Below are 24,657 nucleotides of genomic sequence, written 5' to 3' on the forward strand. Positions count from 1 at the left end.
CACCGACGCCCCGTTATGAACCCCCATCGCGACGAACCGGTGCCTGAGCATGGTGCGCGCCTGCCGGGTGGTGCCGACCCGCGCCCACGGCCAGCCCGCCTTCGGCCTGCACCTGGCCGACCCCCGCGCCGCCCCCCCGCGCTGGCCTGCACCGCGCCTACGCCCTGCTGGTCGTCACCACCGCCGGCGTCCTGCCGGTCGCGGCTTGACCTTACCCTCGGGGGCAAGGTTTAGCGTTGGCCGAGGTGAGAGGTATGCGGATCGGTGAGCTGGCCCGCCGTGCGGGCGTGACGACCAAGGCAGTGCGTTACTACGAGAGCCTGGGACTGCTGGAGCCCCGGCGGCTGGCCAACGGCTACCGGGACTACGACGAGCACGACGTGCGAGTCGCGCGGGAGATCCGGGCGCTCGGGAGCCTGGGCATCGCCGTGGAGCGCACCCGGCCGTTCCTGGAGTGCCTCGCGGCGGGCCATCGGCACGCCGACGACTGCCCGGCGTCGCTGGTCGGGTACCGGGACGCGATCGACGAGCTCACGCAGCGGATCGACGGGCTCACCGCCCGCCGGGCGGTGCTGATCGCGCACCTGCGGGAGGCCGCGCACCGCGGCAGCCGCGTCTCACCGGCCGACGAAGGAGAGGACCTGATGACCGACCACACGAGCCCGACCGGCTCCACGGGCCTGCCCGGCTCCGGAAGCCTCACCGGCTTCGCGAGCCTCACCGACTACACGAGGCTGCCCGCCGATCTGCCCGTCCCCGAGGACGACGGCGCGGCCGCCCATCTGCCCGGCACCCGAGTGCCCCACCTGCGGTTCCCGGACACCGGCGGCGGGACGGTCGGCATCGGCGACCTCGGCCCGGGACGGACGGTGATCTACGTCTACCCGCTCACCGGCCGTCCCGGCACCGACCTGCCCGACGGCTGGGACGCGATCCCCGGCGCGCGCGGCTGCACCCCCGAGGCGTGCGGCTTCCGCGACCACCACCGGGACCTGCTCGCCGCCGGCGCGTCCGGGGTGTTCGGCCTGTCGAGCCAGGACACCGGCTACCAGCGCGAGGTCGTCGACCGGCTGCACCTGCCGTTCGCGATGCTCTCCGACCCCGCGCTGAGCCTGGCCCGGACGCTGAACCTGCCGACCTTCGAGGCCGGCGGGCTGACGCTGTACAAGCGGCTGACGCTGATCGTCCGCGACGGGGTGATCGAGCACGTCTTCTATCCGATCTTCCCGCCGGGCGAACACGCCGGTCAGGTCCTGGCCTGGCTGCGCGACAACCCCCTGTAGAGGCCGGCACCCGGCACCCGCGCCCGGCACCGGCGAGCCGCGACGGTCGGGCCGCGACGGCCGGACGACCGTCCCGCCCCGCCCGCCGTCCCCTGCCCCCCTTCCTGAATCCCGCACGTGCGCGAGGGTTGCGGCCGTGGCGCTCCTCTCCCTATCTTGGAACGGTCGTTCCGAGATAGGGGGAGGGCCGTGCCCGACGTCAAGCACTTCGATCCCGAGCGGGTGCTGGACCAGGTGGTGGAGCTGTTCTGGCGGCGCGGGGCGGCCTCGACCGGGATCGGCGAGGTCGTGGCGACGACCGGCCTCAGCCGTTCCAGCCTGTACGCCACCTTCGGCGGGAAGCACGAGCTGTACCTGGCGGCGCTGCGCCGCTACGTCGAGCGGCGGTCCGGGCCGGTGCTGGACGCGCTGGCCGGCGACGACCGGGGCCTGCCCGCGATCGCCGCGTTCTTCGACCGGCTGATCCGCGCGCGGTGCGACGGCCCGTACGCCCGCTGGGGCTGCATGGTCTCCAACGCCCACGCCGGACTGCCCGCCGTCCACAATCCCGACCGGGAGGACGGGGACGAGGGGAAGAACGGGCAGGACGCGGGGGTGCGCCGGGTGCTGGAGCAGCATCACGCGCGGCTGCGGAAGGCCATGGCCGCGGCGCTCGAGGCCGCCCGGTCGCGGTCGCAGCTGCGTCCCGGCGTGGACGTCGAGGGCACCGCCGACGCGCTCGCGCTGCTGGCCTACGGGGTGAACCTGCGGTCGCGGGCCGGAGCGCCGGCGGCCGATCTGAGAGCGACCGTGACGGCGGCGCTGGCGGCGCTGTCCGCGCCGGACCCTGGTGTGAAGGAGAGATGACGATGGCCGAGTCCACCGTGTTCACCGTCCACGACGAGACGACCGCGCCCGAAGCGGCCCGCCCCCAGCTGGAGGCGGCCCGCGAGCGCATGGGTTTCGTCACCACCCTCAACGGGGTGATGGCCGAGTCGCCCGAGCTGCTGGCCGGCTACAACGCGCTGGCCGACCTGTTCGGCAGGTCCTCGCTGCCCGCGCGGACCAAGCACGTGGTGCTGCTCACCATCAGCGTGGAGAACGGCTGCGAGTACTGCGTCGCCGCGCACTCCACCATGGCGCTGCGCTCCAAGGTGGCGCCCGAGGTGGTCGAGGCGCTGCGGGACGGCAAGCCGCTGCCGGACCCCGCCCTGGAGGCGGCGCGCCGCTTCACCCGGCTGATGGTCGCCAACCGCGGCTGGGTCCCCGACGAGGAGGTGCAGGCGTTCCTGGACGCCGGCTACACCCGCCGCCACGTCATGGACGTCGTGCTGGGCGTCGGCATGAAGACGCTGTCCAACTACACCAACCACATCGCCCACACCCCGCTGGACCCCGCCTGGGCCGCCCAGCGCTGGACCCGCCCCTGACCCGCCCCTGACCCGCCTGGGAACCGTCCGCTGCCCCGTCCGCCCTGACCCGTCCGTCTCTCGGCCGGGTCGGGGAGCCGCGAGGCGGGCGGTCGGCGGGGCGGGGGAGGGGCGGTACATCGAAAGGCGGACGGCGGTTCGTCTTCGCCGACGATGATCGGCGCGCGCGGCGGCCGGGACACTGGGAGGAGCCGTCCACGCGGGAGAGAGATGACCACGCCACCCTTCCAGCCGCCCGCCCGTCCGGGGGTGCGCGCGAGCGACCTGGACCGCGACGCCGCCGCCGAACGTCTCGCGGACGCGCTCGCCGACGGCGCGCTGACCGCCGCCGAGCACCGGGCGCGCCTGGAGCGGGCGCTGGCCGCCACCACCCGCGACGAGCTCGACGCCCTCACGGCGGACCTGCCGGCGTCGGGGAGCGCCGCCGCCCGGGCGGCCGAGCGTGCCGCGTCCGCACGGCGCGTCGCCGACCGGCTGCGGTGGCGCAAGGAGATCGGCTACTGGGTCGGCGGGGCGGTCATCATGAACGTCCTGTGGGTGGCCGGTTCGCTCAGCTCGGGGCGCCTGGAGGACTACTGGCCGGCCTGGCCGCTGGGCGTCTGGGCAGCGATCCTGCTGTCGTACGTGTTCTGGCCCGCGCGGAACGGCAAGGAGCGGTAAGCAGCGGTGCGGTGAGACGCGGTGAGGGCCGGCCGCTGACGGCGGCGGTAACGGCGGCGGTGGTGGTGACGGCGGTGGTGGCGGTCACGTCCGCGGCCGGTCCGCCCGGCCGCCCGCCGCGATAAACGCTTCGCGCCGTGCGGGACGCCCCTGCGACAATGATCGTTTTGTGGGAATCCTGCACATCTTCGACATGGACGGCACGCTGCTGACCGGCTCGACCGCCAGCCTCCAGATCGCCCGCCACACCGGAACCGAGGCCGAACTCCGCGAGCTGGAGGCGCGCTTCGCCGCCGGAGACATCGACACGACCGCGTTCTCGATCGCGCTGTACGGCATCTGGCGGGACGGACTGACCGCCGCGACCGTCGCGTCCGCGTACGCCGGAAGCCCCTGGCTACGGGGGATCGGGGAGGTGTGCGCCGACATCCGGGCGCGCGGCGAACGGTCGCTGGTCATCACCATGTCGCCGGACTTCTTCGCGCGGCACCTGCTGGACCTGGGGTTCGACGAGGTCGTCGCGTCGCGGTTCCCGCCGCTGCCGCTGGCCGGTCCGCCCGAGCCCGGCGACATCCTCACCCCCGCCGACAAGGTCGCCATCACCGACCGCGTCCGCACCGAACACGGCCTGGACGTGCAGCAGTGCGTCGCCTACGGGGACTCCATGTCGGACGCGCCGCTCTTCCGGCACCTGCCGCACACGGTCGCGGTCAACGCCGACCACCACCTGGCCCACATCGCGGCGCTGGACTACCGGGGCGACGACCTCGTCCACGCCTACCGGCTCGGCCGTACCCTGCTCACCCGCGACCACCGGGCACAATGAACGAGGCGGACGGTCACGCCACCGCCGCCTCCACCGTTTCCACCGTCCGCCGCGTCCGCTGTCGCCTTCCGCCTGTCCCGTCCCGTCCGTGCTCTGATCATCGTCTCGTCCGTCCCCGGCCGGGGTTCGCCCCGGCCTCCTGCCAGAACGGCCCGCCCGTGCCCGCCACACCCCGCCTCCCGCTCGACGACCTGCGCGCCGACTGCGGCAGCTGCTTCGGCCTGTGCTGCGTCGCGCTGCCCTTCACCCGCTCCAGCGACTTCGCCCTGACCAAACCGGCCGGACGCCCCTGCCTGCACCTCGCCGCCGACCACCGCTGCGGAATCCACGCGAACCTGCGGGACAAGGGCTTCACCGGCTGCACCGTCTACGAATGCCTCGGCGCCGGACAGAAACTGTCCCGGCACACCTTCGGCGGACGCGACTGGCGCACCCATCCCGACCTGCTGCCGGCGATGACGGCCGTCTACCCCCGGATGCGGCACCTGCACGAGCTCCTCTGGCACCTCCACCACGCGGCGCGGCTCCCCGACGCCGCCCCCGTCCACGCCGAGATCACCGAGACGATCACCGCGCTCGACGACCTCACCCGCCAGGACGCCGACACCCTCCTGGACGCCGACCTGCCCGCCCTCCACGCGTCCGCCGCCGACCTGCTCCGCACCGCCAGCCGCCTCACCCGCCGCCGCCACGCCACCCGACCGCGCGACCACGCCCACGCCGACCTCACCGGACGCGACCTGCGCCGCACCGACCTCCGCGCCGCCGACCTGCGCGGCGCGCTCCTCATCGCCGCCGACCTCACCGGCGCCGACCTGAGCCACGCCGACCTCCTCGGCGCCGACCTCCGCGCCACCCTCCTGGACGGCGCGGACCTGTCCACCGCCCTGTTCCTCACCCAGCCGCAGCTCAACGCGGCCCGGGCCGACGCCGCCACCCGCCTCCCCGGCACCCTCACCCGCCCCCCGCACTGGACGGCCTGACCCCCCCCACGACCACCCCCGCCACGACCACCCCGCGCCGCCCCGACCACCCCGCGCCGCCCCGCCACGACCACCCCGCGCCGCCCCGCGAACGGACCGCCCCGCCGCCCCCGGCCGCGGATCGCCCCGGTCCGGCGTCACTCGGCGGTCTGGACGCGGCCGAGGAGCGGATGCACGCGCATCGCCGCCTCCAGCTCCCCGGGAAGCTCGTCCCGGTACCGGCCCAGAGTCGACAGGTCGGCATGGCCGAGGACGCGCCGGACGGCGTCCATGTCGGTCGCCGCGGCCAGCAGGTGCGTGGCGGTGGTGTGCCGGAGCCCATGCGGGGTGACCGTCCGCCGATGCTCGGGATCCACGCGCGCCTGCACCCGGTCGATGACGGCCTGCACGTCCCCGCGCGCCAGCCGCCGCCCACGCCACGACAGCAGCAGCGCCTTCGGCTCGCGACCCCGGTCCAGCAGCGGCCGACCGTCGGCGAGGTAGGCGTCCAGCACCTCGGCGACGGGCCGGGGGAGCGGCACGTCCCGCGTCCGCCCGCCCTTGCCGAAGATCCGCCAGTAGCGGACCCCGCCGTTGACGAAGAAGTCCTCGGCGTTCGCGCGCGTCAACTCCGACACGCGCGGCCCCACGGCCGCCAGCAACAGCACCACCAGCGCGTCGCGCAACTCGGTCCGCTGGTCGGCCCGCCCGCCGTCCCTCCCGGCCCCCACCGGACGCTCGGCCAGCTCACGCGCCGCACCGACCAGCCCACCCGCCTGCTCGGCCGTCAACGCCCGCCGCTCGGCCCGCAGCCCACCGCGGTGCCGGGGCCGCACCGTCGCCGCCGCCATCGGGTTCAACTGCACCCACCCGGCGACCACCGCATGCCGGAACAGCGCCGACACCGACCTGCGGAACCGCGCCTGCGACGCGGCGCTCTGCACCGCCCCGTCCCCCCGCGACCCCGGACGCGCCGCGCCGCCCGAGCGCCGCCCGTCCGGTTTGCGCGCGAACCGCAGCAGCACCTCGTCCACGTCCTCACCGGTCAGGTCGTCCAGGACGCGGCCCGGCCCCGCCAGCTCGGCGAAGGTGTGCACGTCACGCGCGTACACCTCCGCGGTCGCGGGCGCCAGCGCCCCCGTCGAGCACTTGGCCCGCACCATCTCGGCGTAGCGGTCCACCGCCTCCGCCACCGTCAGCCGCTGAACATCCGTGGGTCGCACCCACCGGACGCTACCCTCCGCCACCGACAAACCGCCGCCCACAACGAAAAGGCCCCTCCCACCGCGGGGGAGAGGCCCTTCCGGCACCGCTCGTCAGCTCCACTGCAACCAGTCAGGCACCCACATGGCCACGACCGCCTCTCCACGCCTCAACGTCCGACGACGACCATCCTGACCGGACGCCCCCGACCACCGCATCGTGGCGCACACCGACACCCCCCGCGACCTCGGCGACCCGGCCCCCGGCCGTACCCTCACGGCTCAAGCAGCCCGTCCCGCAGCCGAGCGACCACCTCGTCCCCGACACCGAGGCGACCACCGACATAACCGCGCACCGACCCGTACCGCGCGGCGAGATCGTCCAGGAAATGCCGCATCACCTCGGCGGGCGCCCGCCCGTACCCGGGCCACCGCAGCTCACGGCCCGGATTCTCGGCGCGCCAGTCGGCCACGAACCGCTCGGTGGCCAGCTCGGTCAGCGCGAAGTCCGCGAGGACGTCCGCCTCGCCCACCCCCACCAGCGACAGCACCAGCGCCGCGACCATCCCCGTGCGGTCCTTCCCCGACGCGCAGTGGAACACGACCGGCCCGCCCGCCGCCGCGATCACCTCCAGGACCGTCCGCAGCTCCTTCACCCCGTCCTCGGCGACCTCCGCGAACCGGTCCGCCAGGTACCGCCACGGATCCACCTCCGGGTCGATCTCCGCCTGGTCGTAGGGCCGGTGCTCGATGCTGAGGTTGTGGTACTCCAGCCCGTCGGACTCCGGCACCCGCCCCCGCCGCTCGATCTCCCACGGATACCGCAGGTCGATCACCGTCCGCACGCCCAGCCCCGCGAACCGCTCCCAGTCCGCGCTCCCGGGCCGCAGCTTCCCGAGCGAGTCCGACCGGTACAGCCGCCCCCACCGCACCGTCCGCCCGTCCAGCCCCCGGTACCCGCCCAGATCCCGAAAGTTGTAAAGCCGCTCAAAGGCGATATGTCTCCTCACCCGCGCCACCCTAGTGCGCCGTCCCGTCCCACCCCTCCCGAAAACCTCGCCCACCAGCCGCTCACGGGGAAGCCGGAAGCCGGGGGAGAGGCGGGTACCGGTGCCGGCCGGCGAGTGGCCCGAGACCCGGATCGCGTCCGGTGACACGGCGGAGGAGATCGCCAAGCTCATGGCCGAGCCGGGCGGCGAAGAGCACGGCCTTCCCGTCGGGGCCCCTGGAGCTGGTGTACGCGCGGCTGTACGCGCCGGCGGACCGTTGCCCCCCGGCCGGACGGACTCGTTTAACCGAACAGAATCCCCCTTCTGTCCGGTTTGGCATTCTTTGCCCAGTTCGTCCTGAATGGTGGCTCAAGGGAGGGACGTGCGGGACGCGGCCCAGGCGCGCACGACGGCGGCGGTCTCGGGCGTCACGCCGGAACCGTCCAACTCGGCGGGCTCCAGCCAGCGGGAACCCACGTGCTCGTCGCTCAGCGTGACGACGTGCGCGCCGCGCGGCAGGCCGAAGGTGTACTGGCGGGCGCGTCGCCTCGAGCCGCTCAGGTAGTCGAACGACGCGACGAACCCGGCGTCCAGCTCGAGGGGACCGCGCCAGCCGATCTCTTCGGCGAGCTCCCGTGCGAGCGCGCCCGCGAGGTCCTCGCCGTCGTCGACGCCGCCGGAGGGGAGTTCCTCGATGCCGGGCAGGAAAGCGTCGTGCGGAGACCGGCGCAGGATCAGCACCTTGCCGCCGTCGTGCACCACCGCGCCGACGACGAGTTTCTCGACGCCGTCCCGGACGGCCTCGGCGGCGATGCGCGGAAGATCGAGCCCTGGCGCGTTCACGGACGGGACGCTCATCCGCCCGAGCGTAACGACAAGACGCTCGTCCCGCGCGCACCTTTGATGTCGGCGCGTGATGTCGGCGCGCGCCTCGAGCCGGCCGACCCAACCCGCCGATGTGCGGACACGGACGCAGCGAAGGGACGCGGACGCGTCCGTTTCACCCCTCCTTCCGGCACTCTCGTCGTTGGTCGATAATGCACATTATGTTAAGTAGGCTCGATCCGCCCCTCCTGTCCCCGTCCTCGCCGGGCCTGAGCCTGTTCTGATCCCCCTCGGCGCGTCCGCCCGTCGTCACGCGTCGCACGAACGTGGCGCGCAGTGGCGTGCCCGTAGGCTTGACCGGGATCTTCGCTACGCATCGGAGGTAGCGACCGCTCTGTTGCTGCGTTTGGAGAGGCGCGCGTGGACGCGTTGATTCCCCGGCCGAGTCGTGAGGTGGCGCCGGGTGTGGTGCATGTGCCGGGGTGGCTTGACGAGGCGGCGCAGGCGCGGCTGGTCGAGGCGTGCCGCGGGTGGGCGCGTCCTCCGGCGGGGATGCGGCGGGTGCGGTTGCCGGGCGGTGGTGTGATGTCGGTCCGGACGGTGTGTCTGGGGTGGCATTGGGAGCCGTACCGGTATGTGCGTCAGGTGGACGGTGTGCCGGTGAAGGCGTTCCCGGAGTGGCTGGCGGAATGGGGCCGGCGGGCGTTGCGGGACGCGGTGGCCCTCTCCCCCGTGCTGGCGTCCGATGCGGAGTCGGACGCGGAGGCGTACGAGCCGGATGTGGCGTTGGTGAATTTCTATGACGCCGAGGCGCGTATGGGCCTGCATCAGGACAGGGACGAGCGGAGTCGCGCGCCGGTGGTGTCGTTCAGTGTGGGTGACACGGGGGTTTTCCGGTTGGGCAATCCGGAGTCGCGGGGGCGTCCGTGGCGGGACGTGCCGTTGGAGTCGGGTGATCTGCTGGTGTTCGGTGGGCCGAACCGGCTGGCGTTCCATGGGGTGACGCGGATCGTGCCGGGGACGGCGCCGTCCGGGATCGGGTTGGTGGACGGAGGGCGGTTGAACGTCACTCTGCGGGTCACGGGCCTGTCCTGACCGTGCCCACTCCCCTGCCCCGGGGCAGGGGACGTCCCAGGGGCAGGGGGCGGTCGGGGCGGGCGGGCGGTGGTGGGTCAGGGGGTGGGGCGGGTGAGTTCGGCGCGGAGGCGGTCCAGGCCCATGGGGCCGAGGTCCAGGGCGTGCTGGTGGAAGGCCTTGAGGTCGAAGGCGGCGCCGTCGCGGCGGCGGGCGGTGTCGCGGGCGTCGAGCCAGATCCGCTCCCCCAGTTTGTAGGCGATGGCCTGGCCGGGGCGGCCGAGGTAGCGGTCGATCTCGAAGGCGATCTCGGCGGGGGTCATGGCGCCGCCGTGGCGGGTGAGGAACTCGCGGCCGAGGTCGGCGGTCCAGCGTTCGCCTTCGTGGAAGCCGGTTCCGGCGGGGATGGGCAGTTGGAGGTGCAGGCCGATGTCGAGGACGACGCGGGCGGCGCGGAGTTGCTGGCCGCCGGCGAGCATGCCGAGGCGGTGGGCGGGGTCGCGGTAGTAGCCGAGTTCGTCCATCAGCCGTTCGGCGTACAGGCCCCAGCCTTCGCAGTGTCCGGGGTGGAGTTCGCTGGCGGTGCGCTGGAAGCGGTTGAGGGTGGTGGTGTTGAGGGTGGTGGCGCCGAGTTGGAGGTGGTGGCCGGGGACGCCCTCGTGGTACATGGTCGCCGGGACGGTCCAGGTGATCGTTTCGGTGTCGGGGGTGGGGACGGTCCACCAGACGGTGCCGGGCCGGGAGAGGTCTTCGGCGGGTGCGAGGTAGTAGATGCCGGAGGGGACGGGCGGGATGCGGCAGTCGATGGTGCGGAGGGGTTCGGGGATGGTGAAGTGGGTGCCGTCGAGGTCGGCGATGGCGCGGTCGGCGAGGTCCTGGATGTGGCGGCGGAAGGCGTCGGCGCCGGTGATGCGGTGGGCGGGGTCGGCGTCGAGTGCGGCGATCACTTCGGGGACGGGGGCGCCGGGGCGGATGCGGGCGGCCTCGTCGGCCATGGCGGTCTCGATGCGGGCGAGTTCGGTCCAGCCCCAGGCGTAGGTGTCCTCGAGGTCGAGGGTGGTGCCGAGGTTGTCGCGGACGCCGAGGGCGTAGCGGTCGCGGCCGAGGGCGTCGCGGGTGGGTGCGTGGGGGGCGAGGTCGGTTTCGAGGTGGTGGGCGAAGTCGTGGAGGGCGGCGGCGGCGTCGCGGGCGGCGGTGGTGAGGTGGTCGGCGAGGGGTCCGCCGCCGTGGCGGGTGTAGCGGTCGGCGAGGTCGGTGAGGTAGGCGGGGGCGGTGTGGCAGACCTGGATGTTGCGGCGGATCTGGCGGAGTGCGGCGACGCGGCCGCGGTCGCGGGCGGCGGTGAGGGAGGTGCGGAGTCCGGCGAGGGCGGTGGGGAGGGCGGTGAGGCGGGCGAGGACGGGTTCCCAGCGGGTGGCGGGTCCCTGGTCGAGGAGTTCGATGGCCTGGCGGAGGCGTTGGACGGGTCCGTCGGTGGTGTCGAGGGCTTCGTCGCGGACGCCGGCGTCGTGGAGGGCGATCTCGGTTTCGAGGCGGTCGCGGAGGACGGCGGCGGCGACGCGTTCGCGGTCCGAGCCGTCGGTGGGGGTCTTGTCGAGGGCGGCGAGGGTGGTGCGGGCGAGGTCGGCGCGGGCGGCGTCGCCTTCGGGGCTGTAGTCGGTGAGGCGGTCGTCCTGCCCGGCGATGCCCATCATCGCGGCCAGGCAGGGGTCGAGCGCGGCCATCTGGTCGACGTAGCGGTCGGCGAGTTCGTCCAGGGATGAGGTCATCCGCTCAGCGTAGAACTCGTGCCGATGGTTCCCGTCGGTGAGGTGGCGGGGCGTGCGGGGCGGGTGGGGTTGCGGGGGTCAGTTGGTGTCGGTGGCGAGGCGGAGTCCGAAGCCGAGCAGGACGATGCCGGAGAGGCGTTCGAGGGTGCGGCGGACGCGGGGTCGGCGCAGGACGCGTCCGGCGCCGCCGGCGAGCCAGACGATCGGGGTGTACCAGGCGAGGTCGATCAGGGCCCAGAGGACCGAGAGGGCGGCGAGGGTGAGGGGGACGGGCGCGCCGTGCGGGACGAACTGGGGCAGGAAGGAGACGGCGAACACGCCGGCCTTGGGGTTGGCGAAGCTGGTGACGAGGCCGTGCCGGTAGCAGCGTCCGGCGCCGGCCGGTTCGGCCTCTCCCCCGGTTCCGGCGGCCGCGTTTTCCGCGGGCGCGTTTTCCGCGGGCGCGTTTTCCGCGGTTTCGGCGTGTGGGGTGGTGGTCCTGCGGCGTCGGGTCTGCCACAGTGCGCGGAGTCCGAACCAGACCAGGACGGCGGCGCCGGCGATCCTGAGGGTGTCGTAGGCGACGCGGGAGGCGATCAGCAGCGCGGACAGGCCGAGTGCGGCGGCGAGTCCCCAGGCGAGGACGCCGGTCTCGTTGCCGAGGACGGTCGCGAGTCCGGCGCGTCGTCCGTTCCGCGCGGCGCGCTGGACGATCACGACGGTGCTGGGGCCGGGGACCATCGCGATGAGGGTCGCGGCGCCGAGGAACGCCGCCAGTTCGTTCACCACGGACCCATCCTCACCCGTGATGTTCCCCGGCGACAAGCCCGCGGGTCGTGGCGGGTGGGCCGGGGTCAGACGGGTTCGCCGCTGTCGCCGGGCGGGCCGGTCGGGTTGGGGGTGGGGTTGCCCGGCTTCGGGAGGGGCGACGGGCTCGCGGGGGTGGTGGGGGCCGGGGTGTCGGACGGCGGCTGGAGGGTCGGTTCGGGGGGCTGCGGCGGCGGGGTCTTCACGGTCGGTTCGCACGCGAACAGGACGATGAGGAGGACCGCGAGGACGGTCAGGACGCCGGCGAGGGTGATGATCGCGGCGACGAGGCCGCGTTCGGGTGGGCGTTCGGCGGGTGGTGCCGGGGTGGTGACGGGGGTTCCGGGGCGGGGTGCGAGGGCGGGTTCGCCGGTGCCGCCGGCCCAGTAGGGCTGGAAGAGGGGGCTGCGGCGGCGCATGCCGGACCAGCGGCCGCGGAGCGCGCCGTGCGGGACGACGGGTTCGAGGAAGCGTTCGGCGCCGGTGGAGGTTCCGTCGTAGGCGGTGGCGACCCAGGGGGTGGGGCCGTCGGGCTGCGCGGCGAGGACCTGGGCCACTCCCCCGGGCGCGTCGGTGGTGGACACGGACGCGGGCGCCGGTGGGGCGGTGTCGGGTGCGGCGAACTGCGGGCGTCCCTGTCCGGCTCCGCCGCCCGTCCCGCCGGGGGCGGCCGTCGTGGTCGCGGCGTCCGTGGTGGTGGCCGGTGTGCCGGGAGTGTGCGGTGTGCCGGGAGTGTGCGGGCCGGTGGGGGCCGGGACGGGTCCGGGGGTGGGGAGTCCGGCGAGGATCGCGGCGCGGAACCGGTCGCGGGCGGCGGCGTCCTCGGCGGCGTCGCGGGACAGGACGGCGACGCTGGCGCGGCGTCCGTCGTCGTCGACGGCGAGGTAGACGATCCCGGCCGCGTTCTCGGTGAGCCGGGCCGTCAGCCGGAACGGTCCCAGGCGGACAGGGTCCCCGGAGGGCAGCGGCCGCGACATGCCCGCCAGCCTAACAACACGGCCCCTCCCCCGGACGCCATCCGGCGCCGCGCCGCGCGGTCTTCCTCGCCGCTCCTCGCCGCTCCTCGCCGCTCCTCGCCGCTTCTCGCGCCGCTTTGCGCCGCCGGTTCGCGCGCCGTCGGCGGGGTGGGGGTTCGGGGGCGGCTTCCCGGGCAGGTTGAGTTGGGGGTGTTCCGGGGGACGTGACGGGGGTGGGGTGTTCCGCGCCACACCCTTCGGAGTGATCGCGTAAGGTCGGGAAAAGGGGGACGCGCCGGTCGCGGGGCTTCCTCCGGTTCGTCCGCGGGGTCGTGCGGGCGGGGCCCGTTCCGGGCCGCCGCCGGTGGTCCCGCCGTCCGTCGTCGTCCATCCAGTGAGGTATCCGCAGATGACCGTCGCCGCCCACGACGTCGACCAGGCCGCCGCGCTGCTCCAGCGGACGGTCGCGGAGGTCAAGAAGGTCATCGTGGGGCAGGAGCACATGGTCGAGCGGATGGTGGTGGCGCTGCTGGCGCGGGGCCACTGCCTGATCGAGGGTGTGCCGGGGGTGGCGAAGACGCTGGCGGTGGGGACGCTCGCGCGGGTGGTCGGGGGGACGTTCGCGCGGTTGCAGTTCACTCCGGACCTGGTGCCGTCCGACATCGTCGGGACGCGGATCTACCATCCGTCGACCGAGCAGTTCGACGTGGAGCTCGGGCCGGTGTTCGTGAACTTCGTGCTGGCCGACGAGATCAACCGGGCGCCGGCGAAGGTGCAGTCGGCGCTGCTGGAGGTGATGGCCGAGCGGCAGGTGTCGCTGGGCGGGCACACCTACCGGCTGCCGGCGCCGTTCATCGTGCTGGCGACGCAGAACCCGATCGAGTCGGAGGGTGTGTACCCGTTGCCGGAGGCGCAGCGGGACCGGTTCCTGATGAAGATCGACGTGCGGTATCCGGGGGCGCACGAGGAGCTGCAGATCCTGCGGCGGATGAGCGTGGACCCGCCGGAGGCCGATGCGGTGCTGACGCCGGAGCGGCTGATCGGGCTGCAGCGGGCGGCGGAGGAGGTGTCGGTGCACGAGCTGGTCGCCGACTACATCGTGCGGCTGGTGATGGCGACGCGTGAGCCGGACCAGTACCGGCTGCCGGAGCTGCGGCCGGTGATCGAGATCGGGGCGAGCCCGCGGGCGACGCTGGGGCTGGTCGGCGCGGCGCGGGCGCTGGCGCTGCTGAACGGGCGGGACTACGTGCTGCCCGACGATGTGCGGGCGGTCGCGCGGGATGTGATGTCGCACCGGATCGTGCTGTCGTTCGACGCGCTCGCCGACGGGGTGGACACCGGTGAGGTGGTGGAGCAGGTCCTCGCGGCGGTGCCGCCGCCGCGGGTGGTGTGGAACCAGGGCACGGGCGCGGGTCAGGTGACCGCCTGATGACGGCCGGCGGCGGGGGGCCGCGGCCGGAGTTCGCGCCGCCGCCCGCGGCGGTCCCGGTGCGGCGGGGGCCACGGGATTCGCGGCTGGCGGAGCTGGTGCCCGAGCGGACGCTGCGGCGGTTGGAGCTGTCGGTGACGCGGCGGCTGGACGGCCTGCTGAACGGTGAGCATCTGGGGTTGCTGCCGGGTCCGGGGACCGAGGTGGCCGAGGCGCGGCTGTACCAGCCGGGTGAGGACGACGTCCGGCACATGGACTGGGCGGTGACCGCGCGGACGACCACGCCGCACGTGCGGGACCTGATCGCCGACCATGAGCTGGAGGTGTGGGCGCTGGCGGACCTGACGCCGAGCATGGGGTTCGGGACGGGCCGGATGGTGAAGCGGGACCTGGCGGTCGCGGCGCTGGCGGCGGTGGGGTTCCTGACGGTGCGGCTCGGTGACCGGGTGGGGGCGTACCTGCTGGACCGGGACCGGTTGCGGCGCCGTCCGGCGCGGACGGGGAAGGCGGCGCTGTACGCGCTGCTGCAGGATGTGCTGGACACCGATCCGCACCGTCCGCAGGAGGCGCGGTCCGGGGGGATCGTGCCGGCGGTGCCGGGTGCGGCGGGGGTGCGTCCGGATCTGGCGGCGGGGATCGGGGCGCTGCACCGGGGGCAGACGCGGCGGGGGCTGCGGGTGGTGATCTCCGACTTCCTGCCGGACGCCTCGACGCTCCCCCGGCACGGCGGGCGCCGCGGCGGGCCGGCGGTGGGGGCGGCGCTGGAGGCGCCGCCGTGGGAGCGGCCGTTGCGGCGGCTCGCGGCCCGGCACCAGGTCCTCGCCGTGGAGATCATCGATCCGCGGGAGCTGGACCTGCCCGACATCGGCCCGGTGGAGATGACCGATCCGGAGACGGGCGCGACGACCGAGGTGGTGCTGTCGCGGAAGGTCCGCGAGCGGTACGCCGAGGCGGCGCGGGCGCAGCGGGAGGCGACCCGCGCGGCGCTGCGCCGCGCGGGCGCGCACCATCTGGTGCTGCGCACCGACCAGGACTGGATCACCGACATCGCCCGGTTCGCGCTGCGCCGCCGCCGCGCGGCCGGGCGCGCCGCGGGTCCGGTGGGCGGCGCGTCCACCGCCGCCCGCCCCGGCCCCGGCCCCGGCCCCGGCCATGGTTCTGCTCCTGGTTCCGGTCCGGCCGCCGGTTCCGGTTCCGGTTTCGGTGCCGGGTCGGGTGCCGGTGGTTTCGCCGGGAGCCCTGTCAGCCCTTCGACGAGCGGCGGAGCCGCGGGAGCGCACGCATGACCCTCCTGTCCCCCGGACGGCTCTGGCTGCTGTTGCTGCTTCCGGTGCTGGTGGCGGTGTACGTGCTGCTGCAGCGCCGCCGCCGCAACTACACCGTCCGGTTCACGAACCTGGCGCTGCTGCAGCAGGTCGCGCCGCGCCATCCGGGGTGGCGGCGGCACGTCGCGGCGGGGCTGTTCCTCACCATGCTCGCGATCATGGTGGTGGGGTTCGCGCGTCCGGCCGGGACGGTGAAGATCCCCCGCGACCGGGCGACGATCATGGTGGCGGTGGACGTGTCGCTGTCGATGATGGCCAAGGACGTCCCGCCGAGCCGGGTCGAGGCCGCCAAGGCGGCGGCGAAGAAGTTCATCAGCGAGCTCCCCTCGCGGTTCAACGTCGGGGTGGTGTCGTTCGCGGGCAGCGCGAACCTGATCGCCGCGCCGTCGGCCGACCGGCAGACCGCGCTCGCGTCGATCGACCAGCTCGTGCTCGCCAAGCGCACCGCGATCGGCGAGGCGGTGTTCACCTGCCTGCAGGCGATCCGCACCTTCGACTCCCAGGCCAGCCAGGACCCGCCGCCCTCGCACATCGTCCTGCTGTCGGACGGCGACAACACCACGGGACGGTCGGTGCAGGAGGCGGTGGACGCCAGCCGCGCCGCGCACGTCCCCGTCTCGACGATCGCGTTCGGCACCCCGTACGGCACCGTCGACATCGAGGGTGAGACGACGGGCGTGTCGGTGAACAAGGAGACGCTGCGGACGCTCGCCGAGTCCACCGACGGGAAGGCCTACGAGGCGGCGTCGCTGGGGCAGCTCACCGACGTGTACAGCCACATCGGCAGCTCGCTCGGGTTCAAGACCGAGCACCGTGACATCTCGGCGCGGTTCCTCGGCATCGCGCTGCTGTTCGCGCTCGCCGCCGCGGGCACGTCCCTGGCCTGGTTCTCCCGCCTCCCCTGACACCCGCGCCCCGCGCCATGCGCCATGCGCCATGCGCGCCTTGACCGCCCGCCCAGACCGACCGTCCCTCCGCCCAGGGTGCGCCGGTCAGAGCGCAGCGGTCAGGGTGAGGCGGCTCCGGGGCCGTCCTGCGTCGCCCCGGCCGATGTCGCGGTGCCGGGACGGCCGTCCGGGTCGTCCTCGGGTGGGGTGGCGGGGGTGCGGCCCCACAGCGGCGCCGGGCGCGGGAGGCAGGGCCCCAGGTTCGGCGGGGTGCGGGGCGGGGCGATCTGCAGCAGCGCCCACGCGGCGGCCAGGCCGCACAGGGTCGCGAACAGGTGCCCGAGGTCCCACAGGGAGTGGTGCCACACCACCGGGCCGGCCACGCCGAACGCGAGCCCGCCGACGCCCGCGACCAGCCACGGGCCGCGCATCAGCAGCACGGCGGCGGCGCATCCCGACACCATGATGTAGCTGACGCCGACGTCGGTGGTGACGGCGAGCCGCGCGGGCGCGCGCTGGGTCTCCAGCGCGCGGGTCTCCACCAGCGCGGTCAGCAGCGACCCGAGGACGTGCCCGCACAGCCACACCAGAAGGATCCGCGGCGTCCCGTAGCGGCGTTCGGCCCAGGCGACGACGCTGACGAACAGCGCGACGTACAGGGTGAGGCCCTGGCCCTGGTCGGCGACCCACAGGGCGCTGTCGATGAGCGCCTTCAGCGGCGCGCGGTGCAGGTTGCGCAGGTTGGTGCTCTGCAGGGTGGTGAGCAGGTCGATGAGCTTGGGCGGCGCGGAGTACTGGACGAGGGTGGACGCGGTGAAGATCGCGACGTAGCAGAACGTCGCGGGCGCCGACAGCACCCAGGCGTGCGCGCGGCGCGTCCACGGCTCGCACCGCCCGACGAGCCGTCCGGCGGGCGGCCACACCAGTCCGAGCGCGCGCAGCACGTACCAGCCGATCACCACCACCACGAACGTGCCGAGCATCCCCTGCCCCTGACCTCGCCCCGCCGGTCCTGACCTCTCCACTCTCCCCTACGGGCGCGCGGCAGGTCCCCCGACCCGCCGAGGTGACGCCCCGGCCGCCCCGGCCGCCCCGGCCGTACCCGCACGAGCCGCCCACGAGCCGCGGAAGTCGTGTGGGAGTCGTGTGGGACGGCCGCGGCGGGCGGGTGGCGCGAGTGCGGGCGCGGCACTGATACGGTCGGCGGACGTGGGGGAACACTACTTCGCGGCCAATCCGGACACGCCCAGCCGCCCGCGCTCGGTCGATCTCGTCCTGCCCGACCTGCACCTGCGGTTGCGGACCGACTCGGGCATGTTCTCCCCCGACCGGCTCGACGCCGGCACGCGGATCCTGCTGGAGACCGTCCCGCCGCCGCCCGCCCACGGCACCCTCCTGGACGTCGGCTGCGGCTACGGGCCGATCGCCCTCACCCTCGCCAAGCGCGCGCCCGCCGCGTCCGTGATCGGCGTGGACGTGAACGAGCGGGCGCTGGAGCTGGCGCGGGAGAACGCGGCGACCGCCGGCGTCACCAACGCGCGGTTCCTGACCCCCGGCGCGGTCGACCCCGACGTCCGGTTCACCGCGCTGTGGTCCAACCCGCCGATCCGGATCGGGAAGGCCGCCCTGCACGACCTGCTGCTCACCTGGCTGCCGCGCCTCACCCCCGGCGGGGAGGCGCACCTGGTCGTCCAGAAGCACCTCGGGTCGGACTCCCTGCAACGCTGGCTCGACCAGCAGGGGTTCCCGACCCGCCGCATCGCCTCACGCTCCGCCTACCGGGTCCTGCACGTCGCGGCCCGCCCGCAGGAAGGTCACCCTCGATGAGCACCGCACGCGACACCGCCGACCGGGCCGACGGCCGTCCCGGACGCAGGCAGCTGCGGCCCACCGACGTCAAGCGGCTGAACCGGGACTGGCGGCGCCGCACCGACGGGCGGCTCGGCCTGCTGGTGGAGTCGGTCACCCAGCCGTTCAACATGGGGTCGATCATCCGCAGCGCCGCCGTGTTCGGCGTCGAGCACCTGTGGCTCGCGGGCAACGCGATCTCCCCCGACCACCGCAACGTCGCCAAGACCGCCCTCGGCACCGAACGCCTCGTCCCTTGGGACCACGCCGGGACCGCGGCGGACGCGGCCGCCGCCGTCCACGCCGAGGGCCTGCGACTCGTCGCGGTGGAGCTGACCGGCGACGCGCTGCCCCTGCACGAGGCGCCGCTCGACGGCGACGTGTGCCTGGCCGTCGGCGGCGAGGACCACGGCTGCTCCCCCGCCCTGCTCGCCGCCGCCGACGCGGTCGCCTACATCCCCCAGATCGGACGCGTCGGCTCGCTGAACGTGGCCGTCGCGACGGCCGTGGCGCTCGCCGAGGCCCGCCGCCGCGAATGGGCCGCCCCCGCCGACTGACCCGGTCGCGGGGGCCGTTCAGGCGGTGAAGCGCTCCATCAGCGCGGCGAACTCCGGCAGGGAGATCCGCCCGTCACGGTCCCCGTCGGCCTCCACGACGACCTCGACCGCGCGCGTCTCGCTGATGTCCCGGCCGAGCGCGCGCATCAGGTTCTTCAGCTCCGCGGGCGAGATCTGCCCGTCCCCGTCGACGTCCACCAGCTCGAACGTCGCGCGGTACTCCTCCGGATCGGCCATCGGCCCTCCCTGCTGTCGGATGCGAATCGGCAAGCGACCGTAGCACCCGCCCCACCGGGCCGGACGCGCCGCCTGGCGCGCCGTAAACCCTTTGACCGTCCGGCCAGGGCGTTCCTAGGCTCGCCCGCATGGGGCGGACGATCATCATCGGCGACGTTCACGGCTGCTTCGACGAACTGGTCGAACTGCTCGACCGCGTGGACCTCCGGCCCGACGACCTGCTGGTCGGCGCCGGTGACCTCGTCGACCGCGGCCCGGCGCCCGGCGCCGTGGTGGACCTGTTCCGCGACCGCCCGAACTCGGTCGCGGTCATGGGCAACCACGAGCGCAAGCACGTCCGCGGGATCTTCTCCTACGCGCAGGAGGTCACGCGCCTGCAACTCGGCGACCGGTACGCCGGCACGGTCGAGTGGATGCGGACGCTGCCGTACTACTTCGAGAACGACCACGTCCGGGTCGTCCACGCCGCGATGGTCCCCGGGATCCCGCTGCCCGAGCAGCGGGAGGAGATCCTCTGCGGGTCGACGCGAGGGGAACGGGAACTCGCCGCCCTGTTCCCCGGCGGCCCTTGGCACGACCACTACACCGACGCCAAACCGGTCGTGTTCGGCCACCACGTGACCGGCCGCGAACCGCTGGTCCGCGACGGCCGCGTCTTCGGCCTGGACACCGGCGCCTGCCACGGCGGCCGCCTGACCGCCCTGTGCCTCCCGGACCTCACGATCCACTCGGTGGAGGCGCGCGCCGACCACTGGGCGGCCGTCCGACACCGGTGGCAGCTGCCCGTCCTGAAGACCCGGCCCTGGCGCGACTCCCCCTGGCCGGAGCTGGCGGACGCGGCGGACCGGTTCTCCTCGACCCGTGACCCGGCGGTACGGGAGTGGCTGGAGGCGCTCCGGGAGTGGGCCGCGGAGCTGCGGGCGGCCGTCCCCGCCCTCGTCTCCACCGCGCACCGGATCGCCGCGGATCTTCCCCCGGAGGAGCTGCGCCGGCATCCCGCCGCGAAGGTCCTCTTCCAGGCCCGCAACGGCCGCCTCGACGAGACCGCCCTGGCCCGGCAGTGCCCGACACCGGGCAGGACCATCGCCCTGGCGGCCGCGCTGGGCCTGACACTGCCCGAACCGCCCGGCTGAACAGGACACCGGGCGAGACACCCACCAGAGTGGCGGGCAGGGCAGCGGGCAGGACGCAGCGAGCGCCGCGTCCTGCCCGGCGGGGGCGCGGGTCACGAGGCGCGCCCCGCGCCCCCCCGGCCGGGGTCAGTGGCGGGACACGGGGGTCTCGGAGGTCACGCGCGTGAGCTTGGCCGGGTTGCGGACGTAGTACAGGCCCGTGATCCGGCCGTCCTCCACGCGGACCGCCATGACGCCGTCCAGCTCACCGTCCAGGCGCACCGCCAGCGCCGGGTTCCCGTTGACGACGGCCGGCTCGACCGACACCGACACCTTCGCCCTGGCGATCCCGCCGGCGATGTACCGGCCGACCTTGCCGGCGCCGACCATCGGACGCGGCACCGCGTGCTTCACCCCGCCGCCGTCGCCGATCAGGACGATCTCGGGCGCCAGCACGTCCAGCAGCCCCTGCAGGTCGCCCGACTCCAGCGCCCGCCGGAACGAGTCGAGCACCGTGCGCGTCTCGGCCGCGGACACCGCCCGCCGCGGACGGCGCGCGTCCACGTGCCGCCGCGCCCGGTAGGCGATCTGCCGCACCGCCGCCGGGCTCTTCCCGACCGCCTCGGCGATGTCGTCGTAGTCCACCTCGAACGCCTCGCGCAGCACGAACACCGCCCGCTCGGTCGGCGACAGCGTCTCCAGCACCAGCATCAGCGCCATCGACATGCTCTCGGCGAGCTCCACGTCCTCGGCGACGTCCGGCGCGGTCAGCACCGGCTCGGGCAGCCACGGCCCCACGTAGGACTCCTTCCGGCGCGTCAGCGTCCGCAGCCGGTTCAGCGCCTGCCGCGTGACGATCCGGATCAGGTAGGCGCGCGCGTCCCGCACCTCCCCCGGATCGACCTTCACCCACCGCAGCCACGCCTCCTGGAGGACGTCCTCGGCGTCGGCCGCCGACCCGAGCATCTCGTAGGCGACGGTGAACAGCAGGTTGCGGTACGCGACGAACACCCCGGTCGCCCCGTCCGCCCCCGCCCCGTCCGCCCCGGCCTGGTCCGTCCCGGTCTCGTCCGCCCGGGCCTGGTCGTGCTGGTCGCTCATTCGGTGGTCCTTCGTCGTCCCGGGGCCGCGGCGCGGCGCGCCGTCCGGCCGGATGATCGACCTTAAGACACCCCGCGGCCGTCCGGCGTCACACCATGTGACGCACCTCACCCGGACGCCGCGGCGCACCCCCGCGACGTGCGCGGACGGCGATCACCTGTGGGAGACTGGCCCGCCGGACCAAGGCCGCAACACCCCGGGGGACCGCACGACCATGGGCGTAGTACGCATCACGCGACCCAACGCGCGCTACCAGCAGTGGGAGGCACTGCTGCGCAACCAGAACAAGCGGCAGCGCGCCGGGGAGTTCCTCGTCCAGGGCGTCCGCCCGATCACCCTGGCCGTCGAGCACGGCTGGCCCTTCCGCGCCGTCCTCTACGACGCCGACCGGCCCCTGTCCCGCTGGGCGCAGGACGTCCTGGACCGCGCCGGCGGCGACCGCGTCGCGATGTCCCCCGACCTGCTGCTCCAGCTCAGCGGCAAGGAGCAGCAGACCCCCGAGCTCGTCGCCGTCGTCGAACTCCCGCCCGACGACCTCACCCGCATCCCCGTCGGCCCCGGCTTCCTCGGCGCCGTGTTCGACCGCCCCACCGGCCCCGGCAACATCGGCACGATCGTCCGGTCCCTGGACGCGTTCGGCGGCGCCGGCCTGATCGTCACCGGCCACTCCGCCGACCCCTACGACCCCAAGGCCGTCCGCGCCTCCACCGGCTCCCTGCTCGCGCTCCCGGTCGTCCGCGCCCGCTCCCACCGCGAGGTCCTCGACTGGACCGCCGACCTGCACGCCACCGGACGGCCCGTCCAGATCGTCGGCACCGACGAGCACGGCACCGCCGAACTCGCCGACGTCGACCTCACCCGCCCCACGCTCCTGGTCATCGGCAACGAGACCGCCGGCCTCAGCGCCGGCTGGCGCGACAACTGCGACCTCATGGCCCGCATCCCCATCGGCGGCTCCGCCAGCTCCCTCAACGCCGCCAACGCCGCCACCGTCGCCCTCTACGAAGCCACCCGCCAACGCACCCGCCCCCACCGCCCCACCTGACCCCTTCACCCACCTGACCCCCTTCACCCCGCCGGCCCCCGGCGCCCGGCCCCGCCGGCCCGCTCAAGGCACCAGCACGACGCGGCGATCACCGCCCGGCCGCCTCCACACCCGCTCCACCTCCGCCAGCGGAACCGCCTCGACCTCAAAGGGCATCTCCCCCGCGGCCGCCTGCCGGAGCAACCCGGCGTAGGCGACCGCGGCGTCGGCGAGCGGAGCCCGCCCACCGGCCCCCGCCCCCGCACCGACCAACCGGACCGGCGCCTTGCGCAGCGCCATGACGGGCAGCGCCGCCACCTCCCCGGCGGACATCCCCACCGCGACATAGCGGATCGCCGCACCGCCGGGACGCCCCCCGACGCGCATCAGCGCCGCGAACACCGCCTCCGCCGGCGCACCCCACAGGTAGTCCACGACCAGGTCGAACGGCCCCTCGGCCGCGATGGCGGCGGCCAGCTCCCCCTGCGGCCGGTCGACCCGGACCGCGGCGCCGGCCCCGTCCGCCACCAGCCGGTCCAGAACCCGCCGATCGCGCCCGCCGACGACGACGCGCGCACCAAGCCCCACGGCCAGCCTGGTGGCGATCCGCCCGGACGCGCCGGTCGCACCCAGCACGAGAACCGTCTCCCCGGCGGCGACCCCGCCTTCGACCACGACCGCCTTCCACGCCGCCATGCCGGGATTGAGGACCGCCGCGGCGGTCACGTCATCGACGCCGTCGGGCACCGGCAGCCACCCGCCGCGCCGCACCAGCGTCCGCTCCGCCATCCCCCCGTACGGCGGCACGGGGCCGAAGAACGCCACCCGCGACCCGTCCTCCAGGCGCCCCACACCGTCCAAGCCGACCACATGCGGCAACACCGCCGGAGCGTAGTGAACCCCGTCCGCCATCAAACGGTCCGACGGCTTGAACGCCGCCGCCGTCACCCTCACCACCGCCTCACCGTCACCCGCCACAGGCTCCGGAAACGCCCCATAGCCAGGGACCCGTCCGACGCCGTGCAGGACGGCGGCGCGCATGTACCGCGTGCTCGGCATGATCCCCCCTCGCCCCGGCCCGCCCCAGCACAGGCCAGATCCGTTCAAAGTGAACGGAAACGCTAGCAACGAACCCGTGCATAATGAACGGAATGGCCGGAAGTGACCACGACGACTACTACGAGGCATGGCTCGACGTCCTCGGACGGGTCTCACGCCCCCGCTTCGTCGCCCTGATCCTCGACCGCGCCGGCGTGACCCTGGACGCGGACCTGTGCCGCTACCTCATCCACATCGACCTGCGCGGACCGATCGGCGTCCTCGAACTGGCCGAACTCGCCGAGCACAACCACCCCAAGGCCAGCCGCTCACTCGCCCGGCTCGAACGGCTCGGCCTCATCACCCGATCCCCCGCCCCGCACGACCGGCGCGTCAAGACCGCCTCGACCACCCCCGAAGGCCGCCGCATCGTCGAGGCGATCAACCAAGGACGACGCCGGATCCTCCAGGAGGCGTTCGAAGGCTGGAGCGAACACGACCGCGCCGAACTGGCACGCCTCACCCGCCGCTTCACCGACGCCATCGTCACCCTGATGGAGACCGCCGACCCCGAGACGTGACCCAGGACTACGACGCCCCCGGCGACACTCCCCCGCCCGGACGGCCCGGACCGGCGAGGCGGGCGGCGACACCGTCCAGCACCCACTCCAGGCCCGTCTCGAACGACGTCTCCGCGTCCACCTCGGCGCCCTCGCGCACCGCCCTCGCCAGCGCCGGGAAACGACCCGTCGCCAGCATCCTCGACACGTGCGGGCCCCGCGCGCGCTGCCACTCCCGCTTCGACAGGCCCGTCACCCGCTCCGCCCGCACGTTCGCGACCTCACGCCTCACCGCCCCGGTGACATACGCCGCGACGGTCTCCACCGCACGCATCACCGTGTCCACGTCGGCCACCCCGTCCAGCGCCGACAGCATCGCCTCCGACACCGCCATGGCGTTCGGCCCCATCGCCGGACGGCCACCCAGCAGATCCGCCAGCCACTCGTGCCGCAGCGCCGCCTCCCTCGTCCGCCGGGCGTGACCCCGCAGCGCCTCCCGCCAGTCACCGGCCCCCTCCCCCGGCAGAAGCTCCGCGTACACCTCGTCCACCATGAGGTCGAGCAGCTCCTCCTTGGTGGCGATGAACCCGTACAGCCGCATCGGACCGGCCCCCAGCCGGCCCGCGACCTTCCGCAGCGACACCGCCTCCAGGCCGCCCTCGTCCGCCAGCGCCACGGCCGCCGCGACGATCCGCTCCCGATCCAGCGGCACGGGCCGAGGCGGCGGCTCCGGCCGATCCCACACGGTCATGATCACATCATCCCATTGCGGCGCCACCACCCACCGCAATACGGTGT

General features: G+C 74.4%; 26 protein-coding genes. 15 read left to right on the forward strand and 11 right to left on the reverse strand.

What is annotated here, in order from left to right; translation table 11 throughout:
- The first annotated feature begins 254 nt into the window (after positions 1-254).
- The 6 genes from ACFPCY_RS09125 (at position 255) to ACFPCY_RS09150 (ending at position 5,161) form a co-directional block, all read left to right on the forward strand.
- Positions 255-1,283, forward strand: a complete 1,029-nt coding sequence (locus tag ACFPCY_RS09125; protein WP_378253274.1) for a MerR family transcriptional regulator — start codon at positions 255-257, stop codon at positions 1,281-1,283.
- Positions 1,284-1,472: 189 nt separating this feature from the next.
- Positions 1,473-2,129, forward strand: a complete 657-nt coding sequence (locus ACFPCY_RS09130) for a TetR/AcrR family transcriptional regulator (protein WP_378253276.1) — start codon at positions 1,473-1,475, stop codon at positions 2,127-2,129.
- Between the two features lie 2 nt (positions 2,130-2,131).
- Positions 2,132-2,692: a carboxymuconolactone decarboxylase family protein gene (locus tag ACFPCY_RS09135; protein WP_378253278.1), complete on the forward strand. Its 561-nt coding sequence runs from the start codon at positions 2,132-2,134 to the stop codon at positions 2,690-2,692.
- A 210-nt stretch (positions 2,693-2,902) separates the two neighbouring features.
- Entirely contained in the window at positions 2,903-3,352 is a 450-nt protein-coding gene (locus ACFPCY_RS09140; protein ID WP_378253280.1) for a DUF1707 SHOCT-like domain-containing protein, read from the forward strand.
- A gap of 169 nt (positions 3,353-3,521) precedes the next feature.
- Complete coding sequence (locus ACFPCY_RS09145; protein ID WP_378253282.1) at positions 3,522-4,178, forward strand: HAD family hydrolase; 657 nt, start codon at positions 3,522-3,524, stop codon at positions 4,176-4,178.
- A 158-nt stretch (positions 4,179-4,336) separates the two neighbouring features.
- Complete coding sequence (locus ACFPCY_RS09150) at positions 4,337-5,161, forward strand: pentapeptide repeat-containing protein (RefSeq protein ID WP_378253284.1); 825 nt, start codon at positions 4,337-4,339, stop codon at positions 5,159-5,161.
- Positions 5,162-5,298: 137 nt separating this feature from the next.
- Here the strand turns inward: ACFPCY_RS09150 and ACFPCY_RS09155 are convergent, their stop codons facing one another.
- From ACFPCY_RS09155 to ACFPCY_RS09165, 3 genes are all read right to left on the reverse strand, one after another.
- Positions 5,299-6,363: a tyrosine-type recombinase/integrase gene (locus ACFPCY_RS09155; protein ID WP_378253286.1), complete on the reverse strand. Its 1,065-nt coding sequence runs from the start codon at positions 6,361-6,363 to the stop codon at positions 5,299-5,301.
- A gap of 254 nt (positions 6,364-6,617) precedes the next feature.
- Entirely contained in the window at positions 6,618-7,352 is a 735-nt protein-coding gene (locus ACFPCY_RS09160; RefSeq protein ID WP_378253287.1) for a tyrosine-protein phosphatase, read from the reverse strand.
- Positions 7,353-7,700: 348 nt separating this feature from the next.
- The gene (locus tag ACFPCY_RS09165; RefSeq protein WP_378253289.1) at positions 7,701-8,189 is read right to left on the reverse strand and encodes an NUDIX domain-containing protein; all 489 of its coding nucleotides are present in this window, start codon (positions 8,187-8,189) and stop codon (positions 7,701-7,703) included.
- A 387-nt stretch (positions 8,190-8,576) separates the two neighbouring features.
- On the opposite strand from ACFPCY_RS09165, the gene ACFPCY_RS09170 reads away from it, so the two are divergent.
- Positions 8,577-9,251 carry an alpha-ketoglutarate-dependent dioxygenase AlkB family protein gene (locus tag ACFPCY_RS09170; protein ID WP_378253291.1) on the forward strand — a complete coding sequence of 225 codons (675 nt, stop codon included), beginning with the start codon at positions 8,577-8,579 and terminating at the stop codon, positions 9,249-9,251.
- Between the two features lie 77 nt (positions 9,252-9,328).
- Here the strand turns inward: ACFPCY_RS09170 and ACFPCY_RS09175 are convergent, their stop codons facing one another.
- The 3 genes from ACFPCY_RS09175 to ACFPCY_RS09185 form a co-directional block, all read right to left on the reverse strand.
- Positions 9,329-10,999, reverse strand: a complete 1,671-nt coding sequence (locus ACFPCY_RS09175; RefSeq protein WP_378253293.1) for a DUF885 domain-containing protein — start codon at positions 10,997-10,999, stop codon at positions 9,329-9,331.
- Positions 11,000-11,077: 78 nt separating this feature from the next.
- Positions 11,078-11,767 (reverse strand): LysE family translocator, encoded by a 690-nt coding sequence (locus ACFPCY_RS09180; protein ID WP_378253295.1) that lies wholly within the window; start codon positions 11,765-11,767, stop codon positions 11,078-11,080.
- A 65-nt stretch (positions 11,768-11,832) separates the two neighbouring features.
- Complete coding sequence (locus ACFPCY_RS09185; RefSeq protein WP_378253296.1) at positions 11,833-12,762, reverse strand: hypothetical protein; 930 nt, start codon at positions 12,760-12,762, stop codon at positions 11,833-11,835.
- 388 nt (positions 12,763-13,150) lie between these two features.
- Between ACFPCY_RS09185 and ACFPCY_RS09190 the strand changes: the two genes are divergently transcribed.
- From ACFPCY_RS09190 to ACFPCY_RS09200, 3 genes are all read left to right on the forward strand, one after another.
- Complete coding sequence (locus ACFPCY_RS09190; RefSeq protein ID WP_378253298.1) at positions 13,151-14,170, forward strand: AAA family ATPase; 1,020 nt, start codon at positions 13,151-13,153, stop codon at positions 14,168-14,170.
- 98 nt (positions 14,171-14,268) lie between these two features.
- Positions 14,269-15,456, forward strand: a complete 1,188-nt coding sequence (locus ACFPCY_RS09195; RefSeq protein ID WP_378253300.1) for a DUF58 domain-containing protein — start codon at positions 14,269-14,271, stop codon at positions 15,454-15,456.
- Entirely contained in the window at positions 15,453-16,400 is a 948-nt protein-coding gene (locus ACFPCY_RS09200) for a VWA domain-containing protein (protein ID WP_378253302.1), read from the forward strand. Before ACFPCY_RS09195 ends, ACFPCY_RS09200 begins: the two co-directional genes overlap by 4 nt.
- Positions 16,401-16,501: 101 nt before the next feature.
- Here ACFPCY_RS09200 and ACFPCY_RS09205 read toward each other — a convergent pair whose 3' ends face one another.
- Positions 16,502-17,365: a rhomboid-like protein gene (locus ACFPCY_RS09205; protein WP_378253303.1), complete on the reverse strand. Its 864-nt coding sequence runs from the start codon at positions 17,363-17,365 to the stop codon at positions 16,502-16,504.
- Between the two features lie 226 nt (positions 17,366-17,591).
- Here ACFPCY_RS09205 and ACFPCY_RS09210 point away from each other — a divergent pair, with 226 nt between their 5' ends.
- Positions 17,592-18,209 (forward strand): class I SAM-dependent methyltransferase, encoded by a 618-nt coding sequence (locus ACFPCY_RS09210; protein ID WP_378253305.1) that lies wholly within the window; start codon positions 17,592-17,594, stop codon positions 18,207-18,209.
- Entirely contained in the window at positions 18,206-18,787 is a 582-nt protein-coding gene (locus ACFPCY_RS09215) for a TrmH family RNA methyltransferase (protein WP_378253307.1), read from the forward strand. Before ACFPCY_RS09210 ends, ACFPCY_RS09215 begins: the two co-directional genes overlap by 4 nt.
- Before the next feature lie 18 nt (positions 18,788-18,805).
- On the opposite strand, the gene ACFPCY_RS09220 is transcribed toward ACFPCY_RS09215, so the two are convergent.
- Positions 18,806-19,024, reverse strand: coding sequence for an EF-hand domain-containing protein (locus ACFPCY_RS09220; protein WP_378253309.1), 219 nt, complete (start codon positions 19,022-19,024; stop codon positions 18,806-18,808).
- Positions 19,025-19,152: 128 nt separating this feature from the next.
- Between ACFPCY_RS09220 and ACFPCY_RS09225 the strand changes: the two genes are divergently transcribed.
- The gene (locus ACFPCY_RS09225) at positions 19,153-20,157 is read left to right on the forward strand and encodes a metallophosphoesterase family protein (RefSeq protein WP_378253312.1); all 1,005 of its coding nucleotides are present in this window, start codon (positions 19,153-19,155) and stop codon (positions 20,155-20,157) included.
- Positions 20,158-20,283: 126 nt separating this feature from the next.
- Here the strand turns inward: ACFPCY_RS09225 and ACFPCY_RS09230 are convergent, their stop codons facing one another.
- Positions 20,284-21,237, reverse strand: a complete 954-nt coding sequence (locus ACFPCY_RS09230) for an RNA polymerase sigma-70 factor (protein WP_378253314.1) — start codon at positions 21,235-21,237, stop codon at positions 20,284-20,286.
- Positions 21,238-21,451: 214 nt separating this feature from the next.
- Here ACFPCY_RS09230 and ACFPCY_RS09235 point away from each other — a divergent pair, with 214 nt between their 5' ends.
- A complete protein-coding gene (locus ACFPCY_RS09235) occupies positions 21,452-22,282 on the forward strand; it encodes a TrmH family RNA methyltransferase (RefSeq protein ID WP_378253316.1) in 831 nt (276 codons plus the stop codon).
- 63 nt (positions 22,283-22,345) lie between these two features.
- On the opposite strand, the gene ACFPCY_RS09240 is transcribed toward ACFPCY_RS09235, so the two are convergent.
- Positions 22,346-23,302 (reverse strand): quinone oxidoreductase family protein, encoded by a 957-nt coding sequence (locus ACFPCY_RS09240; protein WP_378253317.1) that lies wholly within the window; start codon positions 23,300-23,302, stop codon positions 22,346-22,348.
- Between the two features lie 110 nt (positions 23,303-23,412).
- Between ACFPCY_RS09240 and ACFPCY_RS09245 the strand changes: the two genes are divergently transcribed.
- Positions 23,413-23,880, forward strand: coding sequence for a MarR family winged helix-turn-helix transcriptional regulator (locus ACFPCY_RS09245; RefSeq protein WP_378253319.1), 468 nt, complete (start codon positions 23,413-23,415; stop codon positions 23,878-23,880).
- Positions 23,881-23,887: 7 nt separating this feature from the next.
- Here the strand turns inward: ACFPCY_RS09245 and ACFPCY_RS09250 are convergent, their stop codons facing one another.
- Positions 23,888-24,610 carry a TetR/AcrR family transcriptional regulator gene (locus ACFPCY_RS09250; RefSeq protein ID WP_378253321.1) on the reverse strand — a complete coding sequence of 241 codons (723 nt, stop codon included), beginning with the start codon at positions 24,608-24,610 and terminating at the stop codon, positions 23,888-23,890.
- Between the last annotated feature and the right edge of the window lie 47 nt (positions 24,611-24,657).

The organism is Actinomadura gamaensis (genome assembly GCF_042652125.1).
GTDB lineage: Bacteria > Actinomycetota > Actinomycetes > Streptosporangiales > Streptosporangiaceae > Spirillospora > Spirillospora gamaensis.